The sequence below is a fragment of the Microcoleus sp. S13_C3 genome, assembly GCF_036700905.1.
Lineage (GTDB): Bacteria > Cyanobacteriota > Cyanobacteriia > Cyanobacteriales > Microcoleaceae > Microcoleus.
The window spans coordinates 14,009-37,721 of the sequence record NZ_JAUBPT010000014.1 but is presented as its reverse complement, the minus strand read 5'-3'; the positions used below and the strand labels follow the sequence as shown (position 1 = coordinate 37,721).

At 45.7% G+C, this 23,713-nt stretch carries 21 protein-coding genes and 1 pseudogene; 8 read left to right on the top strand and 14 right to left on the bottom strand.

The genetic code is table 11. The annotated features are described in order from the left end of the window. Positions 1–72: 72 nt before the first annotated feature. The gene (locus QUA16_RS06310; protein WP_333102316.1) at positions 73–696 is read left to right on the top strand and encodes a hypothetical protein; all 624 of its coding nucleotides are present in this window, start codon (positions 73–75) and stop codon (positions 694–696) included. Between the two features lie 77 nt (positions 697–773). Here QUA16_RS06310 and QUA16_RS06305 read toward each other — a convergent pair whose 3' ends face one another. The 6 genes from QUA16_RS06305 to QUA16_RS06280 form a co-directional block, all read right to left on the bottom strand. Continuing rightward, the gene (locus QUA16_RS06305; RefSeq protein ID WP_333102317.1) at positions 774–1,355 is read right to left on the bottom strand and encodes an NAD(P)H-dependent oxidoreductase; all 582 of its coding nucleotides are present in this window, start codon (positions 1,353–1,355) and stop codon (positions 774–776) included. 472 nt (positions 1,356–1,827) lie between these two features. Beyond that, positions 1,828–2,460, bottom strand: a complete 633-nt coding sequence (locus tag QUA16_RS06300) for a retron system putative HNH endonuclease (protein WP_333102318.1) — start codon at positions 2,458–2,460, stop codon at positions 1,828–1,830. Then, the gene (locus QUA16_RS06295; RefSeq protein ID WP_333102320.1) at positions 2,457–3,710 is read right to left on the bottom strand and encodes an AAA family ATPase; all 1,254 of its coding nucleotides are present in this window, start codon (positions 3,708–3,710) and stop codon (positions 2,457–2,459) included. Before QUA16_RS06295 ends, QUA16_RS06300 begins: the two co-directional genes overlap by 4 nt. 52 nt (positions 3,711–3,762) lie before the next feature. After that, positions 3,763–4,638, bottom strand: a complete 876-nt coding sequence (locus QUA16_RS06290; protein ID WP_333102322.1) for a ChaN family lipoprotein — start codon at positions 4,636–4,638, stop codon at positions 3,763–3,765. 560 nt (positions 4,639–5,198) lie between these two features. After that, positions 5,199–5,561 (bottom strand): cupin domain-containing protein, encoded by a 363-nt coding sequence (locus tag QUA16_RS06285; RefSeq protein ID WP_333102323.1) that lies wholly within the window; start codon positions 5,559–5,561, stop codon positions 5,199–5,201. 95 nt (positions 5,562–5,656) lie between these two features. After that, complete coding sequence (locus QUA16_RS06280; RefSeq protein WP_190733064.1) at positions 5,657–5,932, bottom strand: hypothetical protein; 276 nt, start codon at positions 5,930–5,932, stop codon at positions 5,657–5,659. Positions 5,933–6,092: 160 nt separating this feature from the next. Here QUA16_RS06280 and QUA16_RS06275 point away from each other — a divergent pair, with 160 nt between their 5' ends. The 4 genes from QUA16_RS06275 (at position 6,093) to QUA16_RS06260 (ending at position 9,046) form a co-directional block, all read left to right on the top strand. Then, positions 6,093–6,731 (top strand): peroxiredoxin, encoded by a 639-nt coding sequence (locus QUA16_RS06275; RefSeq protein ID WP_190661218.1) that lies wholly within the window; start codon positions 6,093–6,095, stop codon positions 6,729–6,731. Between the two features lie 130 nt (positions 6,732–6,861). Next, positions 6,862–7,446: a Uma2 family endonuclease gene (locus QUA16_RS06270; RefSeq protein ID WP_333102324.1), complete on the top strand. Its 585-nt coding sequence runs from the start codon at positions 6,862–6,864 to the stop codon at positions 7,444–7,446. A 65-nt stretch (positions 7,447–7,511) separates the two neighbouring features. Continuing rightward, a complete protein-coding gene (locus tag QUA16_RS06265; protein ID WP_333102325.1) occupies positions 7,512–8,486 on the top strand; it encodes a cysteine synthase A in 975 nt (324 codons plus the stop codon). A 260-nt stretch (positions 8,487–8,746) separates the two neighbouring features. After that, positions 8,747–9,046 (top strand): (2Fe-2S) ferredoxin domain-containing protein, encoded by a 300-nt coding sequence (locus QUA16_RS06260; RefSeq protein ID WP_333102326.1) that lies wholly within the window; start codon positions 8,747–8,749, stop codon positions 9,044–9,046. A 14-nt stretch (positions 9,047–9,060) separates the two neighbouring features. Here the strand turns inward: QUA16_RS06260 and QUA16_RS06255 are convergent, their stop codons facing one another. The 7 genes from QUA16_RS06255 to QUA16_RS06225 all read right to left on the bottom strand — a co-directional run bounded on the left by QUA16_RS06255 (position 9,061) and on the right by QUA16_RS06225 (position 16,993). Continuing rightward, positions 9,061–10,320 (bottom strand): hypothetical protein, encoded by a 1,260-nt coding sequence (locus tag QUA16_RS06255; RefSeq protein WP_333102327.1) that lies wholly within the window; start codon positions 10,318–10,320, stop codon positions 9,061–9,063. A gap of 138 nt (positions 10,321–10,458) precedes the next feature. After that, the gene (locus QUA16_RS06250; protein WP_333102328.1) at positions 10,459–10,839 is read right to left on the bottom strand and encodes an HNH endonuclease; all 381 of its coding nucleotides are present in this window, start codon (positions 10,837–10,839) and stop codon (positions 10,459–10,461) included. A gap of 193 nt (positions 10,840–11,032) precedes the next feature. Continuing rightward, the gene (locus QUA16_RS06245; protein WP_333102329.1) at positions 11,033–11,656 is read right to left on the bottom strand and encodes a heme-copper oxidase subunit III; all 624 of its coding nucleotides are present in this window, start codon (positions 11,654–11,656) and stop codon (positions 11,033–11,035) included. Between the two features lie 136 nt (positions 11,657–11,792). Next, positions 11,793–13,598, bottom strand: coding sequence for a cytochrome c oxidase subunit I (ctaD, locus tag QUA16_RS06240; protein WP_333102330.1), 1,806 nt, complete (start codon positions 13,596–13,598; stop codon positions 11,793–11,795). Positions 13,599–13,676: 78 nt separating this feature from the next. Continuing rightward, on the bottom strand, positions 13,677–14,678 hold the full coding sequence (locus QUA16_RS06235; RefSeq protein ID WP_333102331.1) for a cytochrome c oxidase subunit II: 1,002 nt from the start codon (positions 14,676–14,678) through the stop codon (positions 13,677–13,679). 221 nt (positions 14,679–14,899) lie between these two features. Continuing rightward, entirely contained in the window at positions 14,900–15,658 is a 759-nt protein-coding gene (locus tag QUA16_RS06230) for a class I SAM-dependent methyltransferase (RefSeq protein ID WP_333102356.1), read from the bottom strand. A gap of 333 nt (positions 15,659–15,991) precedes the next feature. Then, positions 15,992–16,993, bottom strand: coding sequence for an LD-carboxypeptidase (locus tag QUA16_RS06225; RefSeq protein ID WP_333102357.1), 1,002 nt, complete (start codon positions 16,991–16,993; stop codon positions 15,992–15,994). 73 nt (positions 16,994–17,066) lie between these two features. Between QUA16_RS06225 and QUA16_RS06220 the strand changes: the two genes are divergently transcribed. Further along, positions 17,067–18,500, top strand: a complete 1,434-nt coding sequence (locus QUA16_RS06220) for a carotenoid oxygenase family protein (RefSeq protein ID WP_333102332.1) — start codon at positions 17,067–17,069, stop codon at positions 18,498–18,500. Between the two features lie 714 nt (positions 18,501–19,214). Continuing rightward, positions 19,215–20,036 (top strand): SDR family NAD(P)-dependent oxidoreductase, encoded by an 822-nt coding sequence (locus tag QUA16_RS06215; RefSeq protein ID WP_333102334.1) that lies wholly within the window; start codon positions 19,215–19,217, stop codon positions 20,034–20,036. A gap of 262 nt (positions 20,037–20,298) precedes the next feature. Here the strand turns inward: QUA16_RS06215 and QUA16_RS36865 are convergent. Further along, positions 20,299–23,237 (bottom strand): annotated as a pseudogene (locus tag QUA16_RS36865) (CHAT domain-containing protein). Between the two features lie 151 nt (positions 23,238–23,388). Between QUA16_RS36865 and QUA16_RS06200 the strand changes: the two are divergent. Beyond that, on the top strand, positions 23,389–23,652 hold the full coding sequence (locus QUA16_RS06200; protein WP_333102337.1) for a hypothetical protein: 264 nt from the start codon (positions 23,389–23,391) through the stop codon (positions 23,650–23,652). Positions 23,653–23,713 lie beyond the last annotated feature (61 nt).

Below are 23,713 nucleotides of genomic sequence, written 5' to 3'. Positions count from 1 at the left end.
ATAACAGCCAATCAATTATAATTGTAGCAATTTGAGAATGCAATCGCCAAAATCGAGCAAGGAGGTTAGCCTGTGGCATACAGCGACTTTACAACTTTAGCGAAAGTTAGAGAATCTTTTAATTTAACCGTAGAAGAACCTTTAGATTTGTTTAGTGATATCGCAGAGGTGCAGCCAAGTTCTTATTTGCAAACTACTTTAACTGAAAACCTGTCTTTAGCTACTGCAATTAATACAGAAAAGGCTCGCGCTGAATTAATTATTGCTCCAATATTATTGGAAGTCAGGCGACAATTTAATTTTCAAGTTGGTTTTTTCTCTGGTTCTGAATTCAATGTAGATGTAGAAGCGGGCTTAAACGGGTATTGCGATTATATTCTCACTGCATCGAAGGATTCCTATGAAATTCGCGCCCCCGTAATTACTCTCACAGAGGCTAAGAATGAAAGTATTAAATCCGGTTTAGGCCAGTGTATTGCAGAAATGGTAGCCGCCCAATTATTTAATCAGCGCAGCGGAGAGCAAATTGAAATTATTTATGGGGCTGTTACTACGGGTACTGATTGGAAGTTTCTTAAATTGAGTAACAGCACAATTTTTATTGACAAGCGAGACTTTTTTGTTAATGAAATTAGTCGGATATTGGGCATTTTAACAATGCCGTTTCAAGGCTTTTATTCTATGAATCGCACTTGATGCAGCCAGCGAAATAACAGATACTAGGATAGGGACACAACATTGCTGTATCCCTACTGCAAAATGAATTTATTGCCTCATGCGATTAATTTCGACAGCACATTAGACAACTTAGCACCTAGATTCTCAACAGCGTCCTGCTGTTTGGGATCTTTCATCGTACCGTCAGTATTAAATGCTTCAAAAGCTTGGGGAATTGCTTTCTGATCCGGGAGCACCAATACGTTAATATTCCCCAGGATCGATCGCAAATGAACCAATCCTCGCAAACCCCCCATTCCGCCTGGGGAAGCACTCATAATTACCGCTACTTTGCCAGTAAATGCCACCAATCCCGGTTCACCGGGTGCTGGGCGCGATACCCAATCGATCGCATTTTTCAACACAGGCGTAACTGAACTGTTATACTCAGGGGAAGCTATCAAAAACCCGTCATGCGCTACCATTAATTCCTTGAATTTACGGGCATTTTCTGGCACTCCCTCTTTTGCTTCCAAATCTTCGTCAAATAGCGGCATCGGCAAATCGCGCAAATCTACATAAGTAACTTCTGCGCCCGCCGCCGTAGCCCCAGCCGCCGCAACTTTTACCAGCAGTTTGTTGTAGGATGCTTCGCGGGTACTCCCGGCAAATGCAAGTATTTTTGGTCTATTGTTCACGGTATTTCCTGATATTTTGACAAGATAATCTTGACATTTCCAAGCTATATTTTAGCAAAGGAAGGCGATCGCTGTCTCTTGCCTTAACATATATTAGTTAAATAAATAGTCACCAATAAAAAACCGGGCCGACGTGACTGAAAGCATCCAGGATACCCGCCACGTGATTCATTCCTTCGCAGACTCAGGACCCAGAAATAAAAAACCTGTATCCGATGAAACTTGCCGAACGTATTTATCCGTGGGGCCAATGCTTCAATCTAAAATCTAAAATCTAAAATCTAAAATCGATTGACTGAGGAGTCTCCCACACCGGGCGCGCGGTTTGTAGTAAATATAACCGACCGATGACCGATATGTAAAGTGTGCCTTGGTGCATCGAGTTTCTGCAATCTGCGATCGGGTGATGCGGTGGGGTCAAGTTTATATTAAGTCCGATCGTCGATCGCGCAATCTTTGGGTAACATTAAACTTAAGAAACACCAAATAAATCTTTGAGAAAATACAAAACTGCATTACAAAAAGGCTGGTATTGCCCTTGTGCATTCATTTGTTGACAAACTTGAGCTAATAATTCTGCCTCTTCCTGTGTTATTCCTTCCAGTGCTTCAAATGCTTGCTTTCGTCCCTCTGTTAAGTCAAAATGATTGAGTCCCAAAACTTCAATGGTTCTTTGAGCCTCTTTTTGATGAGCTAAATTATTTGCAGTTGGCAGTATCTCACCAATGCTAGAGTAATTAAAAAATTCTTCACAGTTGGCTTGTAGTGGCGAAACCCCGATCGCAAAATTCTGCTTCTTATTGCCACAATACTCTGGCCAATTTGGATATCTGCCACAAGAGCTTAGCATATTTGTGTAATCAAGAGATAATTCGGAATCAGTCTTGCTCTGGGGGGCTAGATGTTCAATATGGCTATTGCTTTGCTCAACTCTCATACAGCAGTAGCAGCAAATATAGCCTTGTTCACTTAGCAAAGAAATGTGTACCGCTTTTTTCTCAGGGTTGGAAAGATATTTGTAATCATAGTTGACACCGAGAGACTTCTGTATAGCCTTCCAGTCGGAAAATTTTTGAGGTTCTTTCCCCTTTTGAATATATTTCATTTAGTGAGAATTTCCTTGCGTTGAATTAGCCAATCTGCTCTCACAAATTCAGGATCTTCTTCTCCCATTCGGTGTGCTAATTCTTGGCGCAATTGCCGTGCATTTCCGAGTTCGCCATTGTCTATAAAGCGAAACAATTCACGTAAAGATTCTATAATTTGCTGCGGACGTTCGGGAGTTCCCATAAGCGTTTCTAGAATCCGATTGCTATCTTTCCCAAAGGAGGGTACTCGATCGATCGCAATTCCTTCAGATGTTGACCTCAAAAGATGAACCCATTTGAGATCGCTGATTACCTGTGGCGAATGAGTCGTAATTATAAACTGGCAATTTGGGAAGGTTTTTTTCAGATTCGGAATAATCGCCCGTTGCCATTTTGGGTGCAAGTGGAGCTCAATCTCGTCAATCAAAACAACGCCGGAACCCTCAAGCGGATTGCAATCTGGATTCGGATTTGCGATCGCCAAACGCCTTGCTAAATCTCCTGCTAGTGCTAACAAGCATTTTTCACCATCGGATAGTTGATTGACGATCAGTTCATCGCCTTGTTTGTCTGCAGTCATTCGCAAAGGCGATCGCCTAACCCGTAAATTTGAAAACCCGTCTAGTAAGTTCTCGATCGCATATCTGACTGCTTCTAGTTCGCGATCGCGATACTCATTAGTATTATTGAGCCGTAATTCGTTTTCTAAATCTTCCCGCTCTCTAAACCATTCAAAAAAGCGCCTAAAATCGATTTGTCCTCCCGTGAGAACCTCGTCATAAGCAGTTATCTGCTCAAACGAATGTTTCGTCCTAATCTTCAAAGGAATATCAAGTACGGCACGGTTAGTTGGGTAGTAAACAGCCAGAGGCAATGCTGCGTAAGAATTAGCATCTAACTCACTGTGTAGGCGATCGACAACTCTTTTTAAGTCCCCAAGGTTGCTGCTAGTATCCTTGCTTCGCCCTTTACTGACCTTGGTTAAAGACCATACCACTTCCGGCCAGTCATTGATTGAAATTGTAATTTCGCTGTGAGTTTCTTTGCATCCTTTTTTGATATCATCTTCGTGGAAAAAACGTCCAGAACTATTGGGAGTTTGAATTCGCTTTGTCAGCCAGGAGAGAAGAATAGCCAAACACTCAAGTATGCTGGACTTCCCCACACCGTTGATACCGATGAACACAGTCGGCTCATCTTTATCAAACTCCAGGGTCAAATCGCTGATGCCTCGGAATGAGTTCATTTTTAGACGCTTGACTTTCACGATTTGGTTCTCGCTCTGGCTGAGTGGGTTATATTTTTGAGATCATATCAAATCAATGCTTCCAAACAAAGTCAGCAATGGGTTTATCTGCCGACAAAACAGGATTGTCGCTGGAATTGAGTAAAACCGATCGCATTTTTACCTTCCCGACTCCCAAACGCCTCTCGACGCGACTGGGAATGCCGTAACCGTAAATAATGTGTCCTTTCCCCGCCAACACCACAACTTGATAGTCGGGGTTTGCTTTGACAAATTCAGCTATTTTTTCCGCCATAGTTTCGTCCCACAAAACTTGGGCTTGCAAGAATCTTTCAAAAGCCGTACTATTTCCCTGTTCTGCCTTTTGGTGTTGCTGGTAAACTTCTAGCAGCAGTTGCCGATATTCGGCGTTGTCGGTGCGAATTTCGGATATTGGCGGAATGTGCTTTTTTTCCTCTGCTGTGAGGCTTTCTAAACCTTGACGGGCAACTTTTCTCGTTACTTCGGATGGTGTATTTAAGGCAAGGACAGGTAGTTGATTTTCTTTGGCAAACCGCAAAATGGGGGCGTAAGATTCCCAGGGAAAACGCCATCTGCGATCGTACTCTGTTTGCTCGACTAATTGCTCTTCAGTCAGTTTACCTGCTAAGTAGTTGTCGATCGCACTTTGAAAGGGACGCTGAAACATTTCCATCGCGATCGCAATTTTCCGATTTTGCCGCTGCATTTCTCGGATAATCTTTAGTTGAGCTTGGTGGTCTTCCGCGCTATCGTGGGTTTCTCCCAGATACACGACTTTTGCCTTTACCAACTGTTGCAGAATCTCTTGGTTAGTGTAAGTCTGCCCAGGTTGAGGGTTCGCCGTCGTTTGGGCTGTCACTGCACTGCTGCACTGCAGAAAGATACTCAGCGACAAGGCGCATAGTTTGATGAGTTTGGTTGTTTTCATACAGATATTATGCCGTTTCTCGCAGCAGCAAGCACAGCCGAACTCTACTATTTTAGCTGAGCAGCTAGAAAGCTCAATGCTTAATTTAACTTCATAATTCTCCGTGGTTACTTCTAAAGTTGTAAAGTTTAGTTGCAGGTACTTGCACTTCTAGAAGAAGGTGCTAAATTAATAATATGAAGCGAACAAAAAGCTTCTCTGACAGATACCACATCTAGATACCGCAGCGAAGTTCACAATAGAATCTAAGGAGTAAAACGCTGTCTAATCTCACATCTGTCTCATTAAAAACCAATAGCAGCACCCACCAACAAAGCTGATACTTCCTCAACTAATGAGAGGGGAGCAATGCAACTGAATCCGAGGATTATTGCAACTCCGCATCGAAGTTGAAAAAAGAGGAAATCACTCGGTACATATGGCTGGGTGCTGTTGTTGTTAAAGTTGTTATTAAAAGAAATTTTCGGTTTGTGATGTTTTTTTCAGTAGAGGCAGAGCCTCTAGATATGCGTTACCGGGCAGAGCCGGGTAACGAGCATAAAAGGAGAAACACTAGAAAATTAGTCGAAAATTGTTTCGTCTTCCTTCCGCCACGCGGGATCGACGATACAAATAAATATTAGCGGCTCTGTGCCACAGTTGTAAATAAACTGCTTGGCGTTTGGCGGAATGTAAACTGCATCTCCGGCTTCCACGAATTGATTTTCGTCGTCGATGTGCATCTCCCCAAGACCGCTGAGGATGTAGTAAACTTCAGAAGTTGTCAGGGAGTGCAGCGCAGAAGTTTGTCCCGGTGGCAAAGCGGCGTGGGCTAAACTGTAACGCAAATCCACAGCTTGTTTGTCTGGATGCAGCAATTCTCGCAGTTGAGTACCGTCGCCAGCAATAAACTCATCGCAGGCATTTAGCTTTTGAATTAGCATTCTTTCCCCTCTCCTGAAAATCTCTTTACCACAACTTAAGTTTAATTGAAAGAGCCAGAGATGTTAAGAAATATGTAAAGTAGCGGCCGGATTTTTTAACCGTAAATTCCCGAATGCCCTCGATAATCAGGACAGTCGATCGCATCTTCAGATAAAGCTATAGTAGGCTGAACGGGACACTTGAGGTGGTAGTCGCCCGTGAAAAATACGCAGTTAGCACAAGGGATTTGGTGCATCCGCTGAGCTCGACGCAGGGAGTCGGTGACAGTACGCCCGACACTCAAACACAGCAAAAAAACTATGCCCCAGGCGGACACAAAACACAGCGGGACTAAAATAGGCTGTATTGCCTTAAGCAAAAAGTAAAGCATAGGAAGAAAATTCAGCGGTATAAGCCACACATACATTACAGTAGTGGAATTGCCGATCGATCGACCAAAAAGTTTAGAATCCTTTACAGCTCGATCGAGAAACCGGGCAATTATGGCATGATAAGGAACAGTCCTTAAATAAAATTAGAGGAAATCAGTTATGACTCTGCGATTAGGCGATACAGTTCCGAACTTTACCCAAGCTTCCTCTGAAGGGGAAATCAATTTCTACGACTGGGCTGGCGATAGCTGGGTCGTGTTGTTTTCCCACCCGAAAGACTATACTCCAGTGTGTACCACAGAACTCGGTGCAGTGGCCCGTCTAAAGTCTGAATTTGAAAAGCGGGGTGTCAAAACCATTGCCCTCAGCGTCGATGATGTGGATTCTCACATGGGCTGGATTAAAGATATTGAGGAAACTCAAAATGTCACCCTCAATTATCCGATTTTAGCAGATGGCGATCGTAAAGTCTCCGACATTTACGACATGATCCATCCCAACTCGCTGAATAACTTAACAATCCGCACAGTTTTTGTGATTGACCCGCAAAAGAAATTGCGTTTGAGCATTACTTATCCGGCGAGCACTGGTCGGAATTTTAATGAGATTTTGCGAGTAATTGATTCCTTGCAACTTACCGACAAATACAGCGTTGCGACTCCGGTTGATTGGAAAGATGGCGACGATTGCGTAATCGTACCTTCGATTACCGACCCGAAAGAGTTGGAAGAGAAATTTCCTAAAGGCTACACGCCGATTAAGCCTTATTTGCGGATGACTCCTCAGCCGAATAAATAGGTTTAATTTACCACCCTGTTTGTAGTAAGGACTTCCTTCTTTACTCCTCATTTTTGAGGACTGAAGTCCTCACTACAAACAGAGAAATTATGCAATTTTGTTTGAGAATTGAGATTAGAGGAAAGGCAAAATGCTGTCATCTCCGATCATACTGCGAATGCCGCCAGAGTTGCAAATGACAGAAGACCAATTTTTTGAGTTTTGTCAATTCAATCGAAACTTGCGAATAGAACGCAACCAGCGGGGAGAAATACTATTGTTGACTCTCGTTGGGGGCATCAGCAGCAACCGCAATGCTATTTTAACTGGAGAACTGGGAATTTGGACAAAGGGAGACGGAACTGGCATTGCCTTTGCTTCTTGTACAGGATTTATTTTATCGATCGGCTCCGTGCGATCGCCTGACGCTTCTTGGATTAAACTGGAAAGGTGGAATGCTTTATCAAAAGCACAGCAAGAAAAATTTGCACCAATTTGCCCTGACTTTGTAGTTGAACTCAGACCCGATTTTGAGGACTTAAAGCCATTGCAAGAAAAAATGCAAGAATATATGAGAGAACCAGGAGTGCAGTTAGGCTGGTTAATTGACCGCAAAAATCGCAGAGTTTATATTTACCGTCCTGGTTTACCAGAGGAATGTTTGGAGAATCCCGCGACAGTCAGCGGCGACCCCGTTTTGGCCGGATTTATACTCAATATGAGCAAGATTTGGTAAAACTGCTAGCAATAAATATCAACTTATTGTAAAAATTAATTATAGGATACACACACGCAAAAAATATGGATATTAAAAACGGCTTTGTAGGCACAATCGGCAACACACCACTAATTCGCTTAAACAGCTTCAGCGATGAAACTGGCTGCGAAATTCTCGGTAAAGCAGAGTTTCTCAATCCCGGCGGTTCCGTTAAAGATAGGGCTGCTTTATACATCATCAAAGATGCAGAAGAAAAAGGCTTGCTGAAACCGGGCGGCACTGTTGTTGAAGGCACTGCGGGCAATACTGGCATCGGTTTGGCCCACATTTGCAACGCTAAAGGTTACAAATGTATGATTGTGATTCCCGATAACCAATCTCAAGAAAAAATCGATGCTTTGAAAACCTTGGGCGCTGAAGTTCGGACTGTTCCCGCTGTCCCTTACAAAGACCCGAATAATTATGTCAAATTGTCGGGAAGATTGGCGGCAGAAATGGAGAATGCAGTCTGGGCAAATCAGTTTGACAATTTAGCCAACCGCCGAGCTCATTACGAGACAACTGGCCCGGAAATTTGGGAACAAACAAACGGGAAAATTGATGCTTGGGTAACAGCTACTGGTACTGGCGGCACTTTTGCTGGCGTAGGAATGTTTTTGAAAGAAAAAAATCCTGCTGTGAGAATTGTCTTGGCAGACCCGATGGGCAGCGGGCTTTACAGTTATTTCAAAACAGGGGAAATTAAGACTGAAGGTAGTTCGATTACTGAGGGAATTGGCACCACTCGCGTCACTGCAAATATGGAGAATGCCCCGGTAGACGACGCCATCCAAATTGACGATACTGAAGCTGTCCGGGTGATTTACCAACTGCTGAGGAAAGAAGGGCTGTTTATGGGCGGTTCTGTGGGGATTAATGTAGGGGCGGCTGTGGCTTTAGCGAAGCAAATGGGGCCTGGACATACGATTGTTACGGTACTCTGCGACGGCGGGGCTCGGTATCAGTCGCGTTTGTTCGATCGACAATGGTTGGCTTCCAAAGGTTTGTCACCAGATTAACCGTAGGGTGCGTTGAAGTCTTAAGCTGTCCCGCATCTAAATTGTATTTTTCGGGCGGGCGGGACGCCCAACCCCTACTCCCCACGATAATTTGAGGAATTCAAAGCGATTGAATGCAATTCAAGTTTAATGAGTTGTGGGATGGGCTTCTAGCCCGTCCAAAGTTTTTAACGACTTTCCTACAATTTGGGCATATATGGCTACACCTATTCCCATGATAAAAAGGTAGCATATATTCAGCCGACTGTCAACTAAAAAATATGAAAATTATCCAATCTTCTAGGCAAGTTCTCGTTTGCCAAAATCGCACTTGTCGGAAGCAAAATTCAGCAAAGGTACTGGCAGCTTTTCAGCAATTGTCGCCCTCAGAAGTTGAAGTTGTTGCTAGCAGTTGTTTGGGACAGTGCGGCAACGGGCCGATGGTGTTGGTGCTGCCAGAAGAGGTTTGGTACAATGGCGTTTGCCCTGAAGAAGTTGCTACAATAACTGAGCAACATTTGCGGGGAGGAAAGCCGGTGGAGAGGATGCTTTATCGCAAGTTTCACCGACTTTCTAATTAGTCGATCGCCCGCCTTTAAAATTCTTCGGCAAACAACCGGCGGAGAATTTCCGTGACTTCGGCGCAAAATCTGGCGTCGAGTTCGATCGCTAGGCGATCGACACTGCTGGAACCGCCTACAGGTTTTTCTGCCCGCAAACTCATGGCTAAAGTTCTGAGTTTTGCCGGCTTTCCCGCCGCTTTTGGCCGCTCGTCAACAAACCGCACTAAAGCCACATAAACTGTTTCTAGGGTTCCCCTGATCGCGCTCAGTCCGTAACCCAATTTTGAGATAATTACTGGAGAAGTGATGAGAGTATCCATCCCCAAAGTTTTAATTGCTACGTCCACATATCGAGCGCTGTCATGTCCCATTGCTCTGACAATGCTTTCTAAGCTGTTCCACTGAGATGCTTTCATGCGCGATCGCTGTTCGATGTGGAAGTGCCATCCTAACATGGAAATTAGCCTAGTCAAGTCATAAGCAGATACGGAATTACTTTGTTTGGTGCTGTTTAATGCGGCACTTAGCAGCACTTGTTTTTTGGTGAGATCGAAGATTTTTGGGTTGTTGTGATAAGGATTTTCGCCGTAATCGCCGCGAAAAATTAGGTCATTATTGCCAGTAGCGCTCTTCATCCATTGCTCTAGTCCTATACGAGTATCGAAGCGTTTGAACATCGCAGCTAAGGAGTTTGAACTACCTATATTTGAGGCATAGCTAATCATGTCTTTTGCTAAATCGTAAAAGTAAAAATCGTGTCTTAGCCCGTTGCCATCTCTAACAACGCAGTTGTCAATGTCGCAGTCGGGATATTTGCTATTTACTTGGCTGACGATATTAAGGAGTGCAATAATTTTAGTCGCACTCCACTGCTCAGCATTGGTAAGTGCGTTTTTTCCCAGCCACTGTGCCTGAATTTTGCCGTCTACAAAAGTACCAATGCAAACGCAGGCTTGTTTGATATCTTCGTGGAGGAAACTTAAAGCTTGAGAGTTAATTTGAGGTAGTTCTCCCAGGCTGGGAAACGGGGTAAGTTTGAGGGGATTATTGGGGCCGGGAATAGAGCTAATTACTTTTAAGCCGTCTGGTTTCTGTTTGAGATAATCGGGATAGTTTTTAATGTGTTGTTGGTAAGGGGATTTTTCAATGCCCCGGTCTAAAAAAGCTAGTTTGTTGATGTTAGCTTGGGCATCTATTTCCATTTGGAGGTAGTTTTTGAAGATGCGCGCTCGGTCTTTTGCGAGTTCGAGGGAGGTGAGGTTCATGATAATTGTTGGCCGCTTGTTACGCATAAGTAAATCACTATACTAGGATTTACGCAAACAAACCGGGTTGCTATGTAAAATTTTGGGTTAGGGAACGAAAAATTAATGAAGAAACCGGGCCTCAGAAAGTAACTGCGTCCAGGAGTATATACCTAATTTCTGGCCCTACGATCGAGCTTTTTTGCCGCGTACTTGAATGCGTTTGTCAGTTTTTTGTTTCTTAATCCAAGAGACAAATTTCTGGAGTTCAGGGTTATTTTTGAGCTTTTCCAGGGTGTTGAGCTCTTGGGCTAGGTGTTTGTTGTCAAATAGAGAGTGAATCTGGCGGTGACAGGCTGAGCAAATGTCGATTGTCGGGCTTGGATCTTCGTTTTTCCGCTTAGTGTTTTGTTTGGGGATGAGGTGATGGGCGGTTAATGCTTCCATTTGTCGATCGCACAATTCGCACTGCATAATTTTCTCAATGCTGCTGGATAGGAGAATTGCTACTTTTAGTTTAGCGCGATCGGCTTTGAGGAGGTGAATGAAAGTCGATCGATTAACCATAATATCCCGGTCGGGGCGGGTTTTTGAGATTGTCAATTATTGGCAGGTATTGTTGGTGAACCCGCCCCTACGAAAATCGCGGTCGCTCGACCGGACTTGATATGAAAGTTGATCGCACTCTCCAAACAATAAAAAAACCCCCACTTGGGGGTCATACAAATCTCTTGTGGCAGAGGCCCAAAAGCCTCTGGGATCACAAAATATACAGTAACAGAAACAAAACAATCCAAATCACATCGACAAAGTGCCAGTAAATCTCAGTCGCTTCGATTCCGAAGTGGTGCTCGCTAGAATAGTGACCTTGCGTGCGCGATCGCCACACTACCCCCGCCATCAGCAGCACTCCAAACGTAACGTGCAAGCCGTGAAAAGCAGTCAAAACGTAAAAGCAACTGGCATACAAATTAGTCGTCAAGCCAAACTCTAAATGAGTGTATTCGTAAACCTGACCTCCCAAGAAAACTGCGCCCATAGCAATAGTTACGAGCAACCAATTCCGCATTCCGGCGGCATCATTCTTTTTGATTGCACTATCAGCATTGTGAATCACAAAACTGCTAGAAATCAAAATCAGGGTATTAATTCCCGGCAGCAATAACTCTCGCGCGGGCGTACCTTCAGGAGGCCACACGGGGGCCATCGCCCGATAAATCAAATACGCGGCAAACATACCGAAAAATATCATGCCTTCAGCGCACAGGAACACAATTACCCCTAACATCCGGTGGTCGGGATGCTCGACGCCGTGTGCTTCTACTTCGCCCTCGTGGTGGTAATTTAGGGCTGTTTTTGTCGGATCGATCGCTGGAATTTGCATAAGAAATTGGTAATGAAGAAGTCAGTTGTCAGTTGTCAGTTGTCAGTTGTCAGTTGGCATTAGTCATCAGTCATTAGTTAACAGTCAACCGTCAACCGTCAACAATGCCCAATGACTAATGCCTGATGACTAATAACTATTCGCCATCTTGACTTTCATCAGCAGGAGAATCAACATTTATCTCTGATTCAGGAGCGACCAAAGTTGCAGTACCGCCAAAGAAAGTTGAAGCTTGAGCCTCCGCAATAGGAATACCTGTTTTCTGGGCGTTGCGGGTGGCATTTTCCCTCAACTTAAGTCTGAGACGTTCCCCTGTATTCTGAATTTTTTCCATGCCGTAATCGTAAGGCCCTGTTGCCAATACCGGCACTCCTTCAAAATTTTCGATCGGGGGCGGCGAAGTCGTCATCCATTCCAAACTCAAAGCTTGCCAAGGATTGTCACCTGCTTTGGGGCCGTACATCCAGCTCCAAATCACATTAATGATAAACGGGATTGTAGACACTGCCAGCATATAAGAACCGACAGTACAAATGACATTAATTGTGGTAAATTTCGGGTCGTACATTGCTACCCGCCGAGGCATTCCTTGCATCCCCAAAGCGTGCATCGGCAGGAAAGTTACAGTAAAGCCAACATAGGTTAAAACAAAGTGAACTCTACCCCAAAATTCATTAATCATCCGCCCCGTCATTTTGGGGAACCAGTGGTAAAAAGCAGCGTAAATGCCAAACACTGAGCCGCCAAACAGCACGTAGTGTAGGTGAGCGACGACAAAGTAAGTGTCGTGAACGTGAATGTCGAAAGGTACGGAAGCCACCATGATCCCGGTGATGCCACCGAGGACAAATGTTGAGATAAAACCCATCGCAAATAGCATGGCGCTGACAAGCCGGAGTTTGCCTCCCCAAATAGTTGCCAACCAGCTAAATATTTTAATCCCAGTGGGTACGGCGATGATCATAGTAGTGATCATAAAAAACATCCGCAGCCAGCCGGGAGTGCCGCTGGTAAACATATGGTGCGCCCACACGATCAAGCCCAAAAAGCTGATCGCGAGACTGGAATATGCGATCGCCAAATAACCAAAAATTGGCTTGCGGGAATGCACCGGCAAAACTTCTGAAATCACCCCGAAAAAGGGCAGAATCATAATGTAAACTGCGGGGTGCGAATAAAACCAGAATAAATGCTGGTAGACGATCGGATCGCCGTTGCCGGTCGGGTTAAAAAATGCCGTCCCCGCTAACAAGTCAAACGACAGCAAAATCAAAGCTGCGGCTAAGACTGGAGTAGCAATCAAACTCAGCGCTGAAGTCGCAATCATCGCCCAGCAAAACAAGGGCATATCATTGAGACCCATGCTCGGAACCCGCATGGTAAAGATGGTAACGGCAAAATTCAGCGCCCCCAAAATCGAAGAAGTTCCCAGAATCAAAACGCTGAGAATCCAAATTTCTTCCCCGGCTTGAGCAGTAACTAAACTCAAAGGCGGATAGGAAGTCCAACCCGCCTGCGGAGCTCCTACAAAAAAACTGCTCAATAGCAAGACGCCACCTACGGGAATCATCCAAAAGGCAACGGCATTCAGGCGGGGAAATGCCATGTCTTTGGCCCCGATCATTAAGGGGATCAAAAAGTTAGCAAATCCGGCTCCGGCGGGTACAATCCACAGGAAGATCATCACCGTCGCGTGAACAGTAAATAAACTGTTGTAGAGTTCGGGGGTGACAAAATCGGAGTCGGGGGTGGCGAGTTCGGTTCGCACCAAAGTTGCCATCACGCCGCCGATTAGATAGAAAATAAATGTTGTGACTAGGTATTGAATACCGATGACTTTGTGGTCGGTATTAAAAGTGAAGTAGTCGCGCCAATGTCTATCGGCGGGCGCTGTTCCGCGAGCCTCAGTGTTTGCACTTTCTTGGAACTGTGCTTGTGTCATAGTTATTAGTCATTAGTTATTAGTCATTAGTTATTAGCTCAGGATCGAAGACCCAGTGCCAGGAACTAATGACTATTTTTAGTGATGAGTTGGGTGAAGTTGTTCTAGGGTTTCGGAATTAATTTTTATTTCCCTGACGTAGGGAGCCAAAAATTCTCCGTCTGACAATTCCCCTGGATTGACTGCAACTGCTTGCTCTAAGTTTTGACTGCTAGCAACTTGCTGGCTTTGCAGCCAAGTGTCGAATTCTTCTGGCGTGTGAACGACTGCTACAGCTTTCATCGCTCCGTGATAAGCGCCGCACAATTCAGCACAAACAACCCGGTATTCGCCGGTTTTAGTTGGTGTAAATCTCAGTTCGCTCGGCCGCCCCGGAATTGCATCTTGTTTGAGGCGAAATTCCGGCAGCCAAAATGCGTGCAGCACGTCTTGAGCTGAGATATTTAGCTGTACGTCGCGGTTGACTGGCATATGCAGTTCGCCAGAACTAACGCCGCTTTCTGGATAGCTAAAAATCCAGGCGTACTGCAAACCTGTGACATTGACAACTAAGTCTGCTGGTTTGTCTTCATTTTCTGGGGAAGCGCCTACCCCTAAAGCAACGAGTTTTTGAGACGGAATTTGAGGGGCGTTTTGGGGTGTATCTGAGAGTGTGGCTGCGATCGCACTTCCCCGCATTTTAGAGTGCGCTTGCATGGTGCCGTGGTCATGATTGCCCATCGGATCGAGGCCCCCCATTGAGTTGTAAATCTCAAAACTGTAGACTCCGATTCCTAAAATAATCACCGCCGGCACGGCTGTCCAAAGAATTTCTAAGGGAAAGTTGTCATGCCAAGGCGGCCCGTCTGTGTTGTCTCCCTGACGACGGCGATATTTAATTGCAGCAACGATGAGCACTCCCTGCACCATGATAAATAGTCCAGTGGAAATGGTCATCATTGTATTGAATAGTCCGTCTATCTGGGATGCTTCGTCAGAGGCGGCGATCGGCATCAAACCGTGATTCTGCCCGTACCAGAGACTGATCAGAGTCACTCCGATGCCGGCGAGCATGGTGAGGATGGAACTTGGAATGTTCACGCTGGTACTTCTTAATAGCGACACTTCTTCGCTTGAAAAATGAAGGAAGCGCCTCTGGGTTATCAATTTTTAATTGTAAATGGTATTTTTAGTAAAATGTCTATCTTAATGGTTACTTAAGGCTTAGTATGTTTGACTGAGCGATCGCGCGCCTCAAAAATACGTCTTTTGTACCTTGACAAAAATGAGTAAAAATGGTATATAATCGCTCTGTTTGGCTGCTAAATTTGAGATTTTTTCTCAAACACCATCAAATGCTGCTGGGGCAAGATATCTTTTGTCTCTTTCCATACTAAACCTACGGCGGCCATTTCTTTTTTCACCTGCTTCTGCGTCATTTTGTGCAAACCTTTAATGGGAATCAGCGGGTTTTCGCCCCGATACTCGATCGATACCGTGCGGCCTCCCGGTTTGAGTGCTTTCACAATTCCTTGCATCATTTCTCTGGGATAGGCAAATTCGTGATAAGCATCGACCATCACAACTAAATCCACGCTGTTTTCCGGTAAATTCGGATTGTCGATACTTCCCAAAACTGGCTCAACGTTAGCGATATTTTTTTCTTGTTTATTCAATTCTAGAAAATTAATCATTTCCGGCTGCACGTCAACTGCTAAAACCTTTCCTTGTGGAACTAAGGGAGCGATGCGAAAGCTAAAATATCCCGTTCCTGCTCCAATGTCGGCTACAACATCGGTGGCTTTTAAATCGAGATTATTGACTAATCGAGCTGATTTTTCTTCCATTCCGCGGGACGGTCTTTCCAGCCAACTTGCGCCTTGATATCCCATGACTTGGGCAATTTCTCGACCCATGTAAAATTTGCCGATGCCGTCGGGATTGTGGACTGTTCGCTGCTGATAAATGGAGTCGCTGTTGGCGGTTTTACTTGCTGCCGCACAGGCATTGAGTGGCAACAGGCAAAGAATTGTCACGATTATTGCTGCTAGCGGTTTGATGAATTCTCGGTTTTTCACGATCGTCCTAATTGTATGTTTAATTTTCTCGTTACCGGGAGCTGCCCGTTGGTGACGACTTAACTAACGTTAAACGTAATACCGGTCTGGTGTTTGATGATTAGGCCCAGATCCCCCCTAACCCCCCTTAACAAGGGGGGAACCGGAAATGGATCAAAGTCAACCCCTACTCCCCAACAATCAGGGGGATTTAGGGGGATCTAGACTCGGCTGTGAACGAGAGATACAAAGGTTTTTAGTCTTAAGTTGTCATTAATGGTCAGAACCCGGTAATGCAGAACCAGAGGAAGAGCCTTGCGAATATCCAGAAGAGTTCAAGATTTAATTGACAGCGGATTATAACAATCTGATTGTACCAGAATTTGCGTCAATTTCGACTTGTTTGCCGATCGGCAAAGTGAACTGCTCGCGAATGTGTCCCACCATAGAACCATACCACGCAGGAATATTCAAAGGGCGAATGTGGTCGGACAAGACTTGAGGCAAGGTTAGGGACTCTTGGGGTTTTTCAGCTTCGCACTTGGTACACTGTCCGAAAATAAAACCTGATATTTGATCGAGAATGCCCGCTAATTTAAGCTGCGTCAACATTCTATCTATGCGATAAACTTCTTCGCCAACTTCCTCAACAAACAAAATACTGTTTTCCCAGGTAGGTAAATATGCAGAACCGACCATTGCTGCTATTACTGATAAATTCCCGCCGATTAGTTTCCCCCTAGCGGTTCCGCGCCCGATTGTTTCAACTTGCACGCTTTTGGAGTTTTGCATCGTAACAGAACCTCCGTCAAACAAAACTTTTTTGACGTAATTTACTGTAAAGGGGCTCCAAGTTGACACACCTAAAGGGCCGTGAAAAGTAACCATATTAGTTTTAGCATAAATCGCCAATAACAGCGCGGTAATATCGCTGAATCCCATAATAATTTTGGGATTGTTGCGGATAATATTGTAATCCAGGATCGGCAATATCCGAGCACAGCCCCAGCCGCCCATCCCGGTAAAAATAGCTTGCACTGAGTCATCGGCAAAGGCTGCGTTGACATCGGCGGCGCGATCGGCATCCTTGCCTGCTAAATACCCGTAGCGATCGTAAAAATGCTCTCCCAATTTAACTTTTAAACCCAGGTTATCGAGAACTTTAAAAAATGGCTGCACTTCTTTTTCGTAGTTGAAAGCGGCAGGATTGATTAAGGCTACAGTATCGCCGACTTGCAGGCGGCGCGGATTAGCGATCGCACTTTGGGGAGATAGGCTAGTTTGGGCGAGCGGCAAAAGCTGAGTACCAATAGCAGTCAGCCCAAAAGTTGTGAGCAGAGTACGGCGGCGGAGAGTCATAGCTGTTAGGTAATTTTTGCTATAATTGTATAGGAAAATTTCTGTCATATCAGTTTAAAATTGCCAGTTTCAAATGAAAACAGACACTAAAATCTCCGCTAAAAAATCTTGGGCTCAAGCTTTAGCCCGTCCGGCTGCAGAGTTTCCGCTGACTCAGCTATTGGTTAAAAGCGGTAAAATTCCCGCAGGATTGCGCGGCACTCTCTATCGCAACGGGCCCGCACGTTTGGAACGCGGCGGTGTTGCTGCGGGACATTGGTTTGATGGCGACGGTGCAATTTTGGCAGTACATTTTACCGATGTCGGTGCTACGGCTGTTTATCGCTACGTGAAAACAGCGGGATATCTAGCTGAAGAAAAAGCTGATAAATTTCTCTACAGTAATTATGGCATGACAGCACCGGGCCCTGTGTGGTTGCGGTGGACTAAAACTGTTAAAAATGCTGCCAATACTTCTGTTTTAGCTTTGCCCGATCGCCTTTTGGCATTGTGGGAAGGTGGCCCGCCTCACCGCCTCGATTTGCAAACCCTGGAAACTCAGGGAACGGACGATTTAGGCAGTTTAGATAGTAAATTTGTTTATTCTGCTCACTGCAAGCGCGACCCGATTACTGGCAATATTTTCAACTTTGGAGTTACCAACGGTGCGACTACAAAGTTGAATCTGTATAAAAGCGATTTTACTGGCCAAGTCGTGCAACAATCAACAGTTGCTTTAGATGGAATTTACGCGCTCCACGATTTTGTTTTTGCGGGAAAGTATCTGATATTTTTCATCCCGCCGGTGCAAGTCAATTTTTTGCCATTGTTAACGGGAATTAGCAGTTATAGCGAGTCCTTTCAGTGGAAACCGGAGTTAGGTACTCAGATATTAGTTTTTGACTCTGAAACTCTCTCTTTAGTTAGTCGCGGCGAAACTGAACCTTGGTTCCAGTGGCATTTTGCTAACGGTTTTGTGAAGGAAGATGGTTCGGTGGCTGTAGATTTTGTGCGCTTCGCTGACTTTCAAACTAATCAGCGACTGAAAGAAGTACCGACTGGTGAAACTAGCACCGATGCGGAGGGTACTCTTTGCCGAGTGCATCTCAATCCTCTGACGGCGAAAGTGACAGGAATAGAAGAATTGTTGGATAAACCTTGTGAGTTTCCGATCGTACCTGCTGCCGAAATAGGGCAAGACGCACGATATATTTATCTGGCAATGTATCGGCCTGACGTTGATATTGTACCGGAACGTTTCGGTGCGATCGCCCGTTTCGACACGCAAAGCCGCAATCTCACAATTGCCGACTGTGGCGAAAATCGCTATCCCGCCGAGCCCATCTACGTTCCAGATATTTCGTCGGAGAAAGGTTGGATAGTAACAGTTGTTTACGACGGCAATTCTGACAGCAGCGAAGTCTGGATATTTGACAGCGACGGACTTTCCCGCGAACCTGTTTGCCAGCTAGAATTGCCCGGTGTCATACCTTTGGGCTTTCACGGCACTTGGAAATCGGCAGTCTGAGAAAATTGTAAAGAAGTGTTGCGGAAGATTTATTAAAATTTGTTGCCACTTCTCTGTCAAGTTGTTAAGGTGTGTGTAGATAGGAAATTCTCATATCTAGGAGGTGTGGAATTGATAATCTGCATTGCTCAATTATCCTGTGCCAATTCGCACGAATCCCCGGCGATTGTAAGTCGCGCCGGCACAGGATATCGTCTGCCTCTGCGGACTAAAAAAAGAGGGGTAATCCAGTCCCGAAAAATGACAAATTCGGGGTGAATATTCCCGGCGAATGAATTCGGGGCTACACAGGCAAAGTCCGCCTCTGCGGACTGAAGAAAACCAATCGCCGGCGAATAAATTCGCGGCTACACAGGTAAAGTCCGCCTCCGCGAACAGAAGAAAAAGCGGTAATAAAGCCCGCTTGGCCATGATTTCCGACTAGGTTGGCCCATCTCAGGTTTGTCTGCTTGGATGAGGTTAAATGACCAGATATTTGACTGATTTCTGGCCAACCCAAAGTTTAGTTCAACTCACGCGCACGTTAGCGATTCAACAGTTTTTAGTTTTGAGTTAACCCCACAAATAAATGAGGTCTATCGAAACAAGATAGCCTTTCCCACAATTATGAATTATGAGTTGTTACCGCCAAAACATTCAACTCATAACTAATAATTCACAACTCACAACTCATAACTCCGTGCCGCGGTGAGCATCTACCAAAAGGTTTAATCTATGCAACTTCAAGGAAAAACAGCTCTTGTTACAGGAGCTTCGCGCGGAATTGGGCGATCGATCGCCCTGGCATTAGCGAGACAAGGAGTCAAACGCTTGTTGATTGTGGCGCGCAACCGCAAGCAATTAATTGAACTGGCAGAGGAAATCGATCTTTTTGGCACAGAAGTAGTGCCGTTAGCTTTGGATTTAACTCAGTCAGTAGCGGTGAATATTGCGATCGCCCAAGCTTGGCGAGATAGCGGCCCGATTCACCTGCTAGTCAACTGTGCAGGCGTCGCCCACCAAGCATCATTCTTGCGTTCCCCGCTGCCATTAATCGAGGAAGAAATCGCCTTAAACTTGCTCGGAACCTACACAATTACCCGCTTGATAGCTCGGCGAATGGCGACTCAAAAAGAGGGAACCATCGTCAATGTTTCGAGCTTGATGGGCAAAATTGCCGCTCCCACAATGGCGACTTATTCTGCTACCAAATTTGCCATTTTGGGATTCACCCAAGCTTTGCGTAGCGAGTTAACTCAGTACAATGTTCGAGTCACAGCTTTGCTGCCATCTCTAACAGATACCGACATGGTGCGAGACTTGGAGCAATTCCGGTGGGTAGTGCCCACAACTCCCGAAAAAGTTGCCCTAGCACTTGTCGCGGGATTGCAGAAAGATGCGCCGGAAATCTTAGTAGGATGGCAAAGTCATCTAGCAGTTTGGTGTCACCGAATTGCGCCTTGGTTGCTGGATTTTGTGTTGCGGATGGCGACTCCCGAACTTCGGGATAAATCGCGGGGCCGCAAATTGCGGGAGGCTTTAGCTAGCGGCCGATAAACTTTTTAGTAGGGCGGGCTCTTTGGCCCCACCCCTACTCCCCACAAATAATTTGATGTGTTGTGGAACGGGCATCTTGCCCGTTGCTAAGCGCACCTTACATTTGGCAAACACTTTAACTGTTTCATATCGTTTCCGGTTGCATCGGAAGGATATAGAGGACACGGCAGTGCCGTGTCCCTACAATTAATAGGGGTAGGGACACGGCACTGCCGTGTCCTGACTGTGAGTAATATTAATCCCGATGCTACCAGAGTTGATATCATTTCCACTCGCCCTGAAGGGTAAAAGCAGCCCAATAATAGGGAGATTTCCATTTTTCCTGCTGCATCATTTCAATCTGCGCCGCCCTCAAAGCTGCCGCCGGCGCTAACTTTTGTTGCAGCATTTTTTGATAAAACTTTTGCATTAACACAGCAGTTCCCTCATCATCCACACTCCACAAACTCACCGCCACCCGCTGCGCCCCCGCATACATAAAACCCCTCGTTAATCCCACCATTCCTTCGCCTTTAACATTCTGTCCCATTCCCGATTGACAAGCACTTAAAACCACTAAATTGGCTGACAGTTTCAAGTTGAAAATATCGGTGAGGCGCAAAAAACCATTGACAAGATTGCCCTTGTCATCTACCATCGACATCACAATTCCTGACAGTTCGGGATTTTTGCTGTTGGCAAGGCCGTGGGTGGCTAAGTGAATGATTTGATAATTGACTAAATTTCCATCGGTAGCAGTAGTGCGACTGGCATCAAAATCAAATATTTGACGGCTCGAAGCTGAGGGGAATAAGCTGGATATTGTTTGGGCTTCTTGGCGGGTAAAGAGTAGGCGTTTGGGCGGCCATCCCAGATCGGAAGCACGGAGCGAGCGATTTAAACCGAGGTTATTTGCTTCTAACTTGTCAGTAGTGGCTTGGGTGATTTTTCCTTTAATTCTTTCATCATCTGGACTGAAAACAGGATCGGCTAAAATTGCTAAAGTTTGGCCCGGCGGTTTTCTATCTGCATAATTTTGCCTGAGAATGGCGAGACTTGAGGCGGAAGGCAGGGTAATAATTTCATGTTCGGCAATTAAGGGAACATTGATATTTTGTCCTTGGGTTTGGGGAAGAGTTAACGCGGGAAAAGGGGTATAGTGCAGCACGCCGTCGGGAACAATTAATAAGCGTTTGTTTGCTAATTGGGCTGCTGCGGGCTGTAAAATTAATTGACTTAGATTTGCACTCGCTTCGGCAACTTTTTGGGGCATATCTCTCTGGGTTGGGCTAGTTACTGCGGTGCGGAAAGCCACTGCTGCTGTTTCAATGTCAGCGCGTTTTGGCAATTCATAGCTAGTTAGTCCCGTTGATGTCACAACCCACAAATAACTGCGAGCTTCACCGAGGGAATACTGCAATAAAATCGTGTTTTCATCGAGAATCTGTTTCTGAATTTCTGGGAGTGTTAAAGGTTGGGGTTGGGTAAGGGCAGCGTAGCGGGGGCTAGCGCTACGAATCCCGGTTTGAATTTGCTGATATTCTTGCAAAAGTGCGAGGCGCTGTTTGTCGATTTCATCGACTTTAGTTTGATTGGGTTGGGGCTGCTGATTGCTTCGATGCGCTGCTTTTCAATAGCATTGAGTTGCTGTTGCAGGCTCTTTTCTTGTTGCAGTAAATCGGGGGAAATACCTTCGCGAATGTTGGCGTTACTTTCTTGGAGAAGTTCGAGGAGACTGCGGGCACGAGAACGTTCGCTGGCTTCTAAGGCTTTTGTATCATAACCGGATTTAGGATTAGTTTTATGCAGTTGCATTAACAAATCGATGTAGAGTTCGTAGTAGTTTTGTACTGTGGCAAAGTATGAGCTGCGGAGTTCGGGGCTGGCTATTTTGGTGCGGAGGTTTTCGATGATTTTGAGAGAGGATTCAATGTCAGTGAGGGCTTCGGTAAGATTGTTTTGTTCGCGTTTGGCATAAGCCATGCTGGTGAGGGTGATAGCTTCTCCACGGCGATCGCCAACTGCCCGAAACAGGGGAAGCGACTGGCTGTAATACTCTAGCGCTTTCTGTTTTTCTCCCAATTGTGAGTAGACTACGCCGATGTTGGTGAGGGTGTAAGCTTCTCCGCGGCGATCGTCGGTTGCCCGACTCAGGGAAAGCGACTGGCTGTAATACTCTAGCGCTTTCTGTTTTTCTCCCAACTCATCGTAGACACTGCCGATGCTGTAAAGGGTGACAGCTTCCCCACGGCGATCACCTACTGCCCGCACTAGGGAAAGCGACTGGCTGTAATACTCTAGCGCCTTCTGTTTTTCTCCCAATTCTGAGTAGACACTGCCGATGCTGGTGAGGGTGTAAGCTTCCCCACGGCGATCACCTACTGCCCGCACTAGGGGAAGCGACTGGCTGTAATACTCTAGCGCTTTCTGTATTTCTCCCAATTCTGAGTAGACTACGCCGATGCTGGTGAGGGTGTAAGCTTCTCCACCGCGATCACCTACTGCCCGAAATAGGGGAAGCGACTGGCTGTAATACTCTAGCCCTTTCTGTTTTTCTCCCAATTGTGAGTAGACTACGCCGATGCCGGTGAGGGTGTAAGCTTCTCCGCCGCGATCACCTACTGCCCGAAATAGGGGAAGCGACTGGCTGCAATACTCTAGCGCCTTCTGTTTTTCTCCCAAATCTGAGTAGACTACGCCGATATTGTGGAGGGTGTAAGCTTGCCCACCGCGATCGCCTACTGCCCGCCCTAGGGGAAGCGACTGGCCAAAATACTCTAGTGCTTTCTGTTTTTCTCCCAAATCTGAGTAGACACTGCCGATGTTGCTGAGGGTGGTAGCTTCCCCGCTGCGATCGCCCACTGCCCGAAAAAGGAGAAGGGACTGGCTGTAATACTCTAGCGCTTTCTGTTTTTCTCCCAATGCTGAGTAGACTACGCCGAGCCAGTTGAGGGTGTTCGCTTCCCCAGAGCGATCGCCCGTTTCTCGATACAGTTTTAATGCTTCTTCATATTTGACAAGCGCACTTCTTTTTGCTTCTGCTGTTCCTTGATTGTATAGTTTCTTTGCTTCTTCATATACTTTTTCAGCAGCCTCGATACTATTAGTTTGTGCTGTTTGTACGACTTTACCAACGGGTACGGCTGCTGCTACTGCCTGAGTTAACTGAAGCGAAAGCGCGATCGACATTCCAGCCAAAAACCATTGAGCGCGATCGAACATAGCCACCCCTTTTGTATTTTTGTCAATCTTACTCACTAGCTCGCTTAGTGTAAAGGCAGGAAGAAGTCAGGGCGATCGGCATTTTTGCTAGAGTGAACGAGTAGGTGCGATTCCCTACGGGATCGCTACGCCGCGCGTACTTTTTCCCAGCATGAACAACATCCTAACTACCCCCGATCCCGTAACAACCCACTGGGATTGCCCCGAATGCGGCGGCACCGGTACCCTCAGCCCAGAAATTTGCCCTATTTGTCTCGGAGCAAAATACATCGATCTCGCTACAATAACGAACTGGATGCTCGATTTTATGGAATCTCGCGGCTGCGATCGAGCTGAGATCGATCGATTGCGAACCGAAAGCCCAGACCCCCTAACATTAACTTTTTGCCTCGAAGTTTGTATCGCCCTTAAATGAACAATGAAAACTTATGTTATAATCTATGGCTGTTAAAAAAATAACGCAATTTTGAACAGAG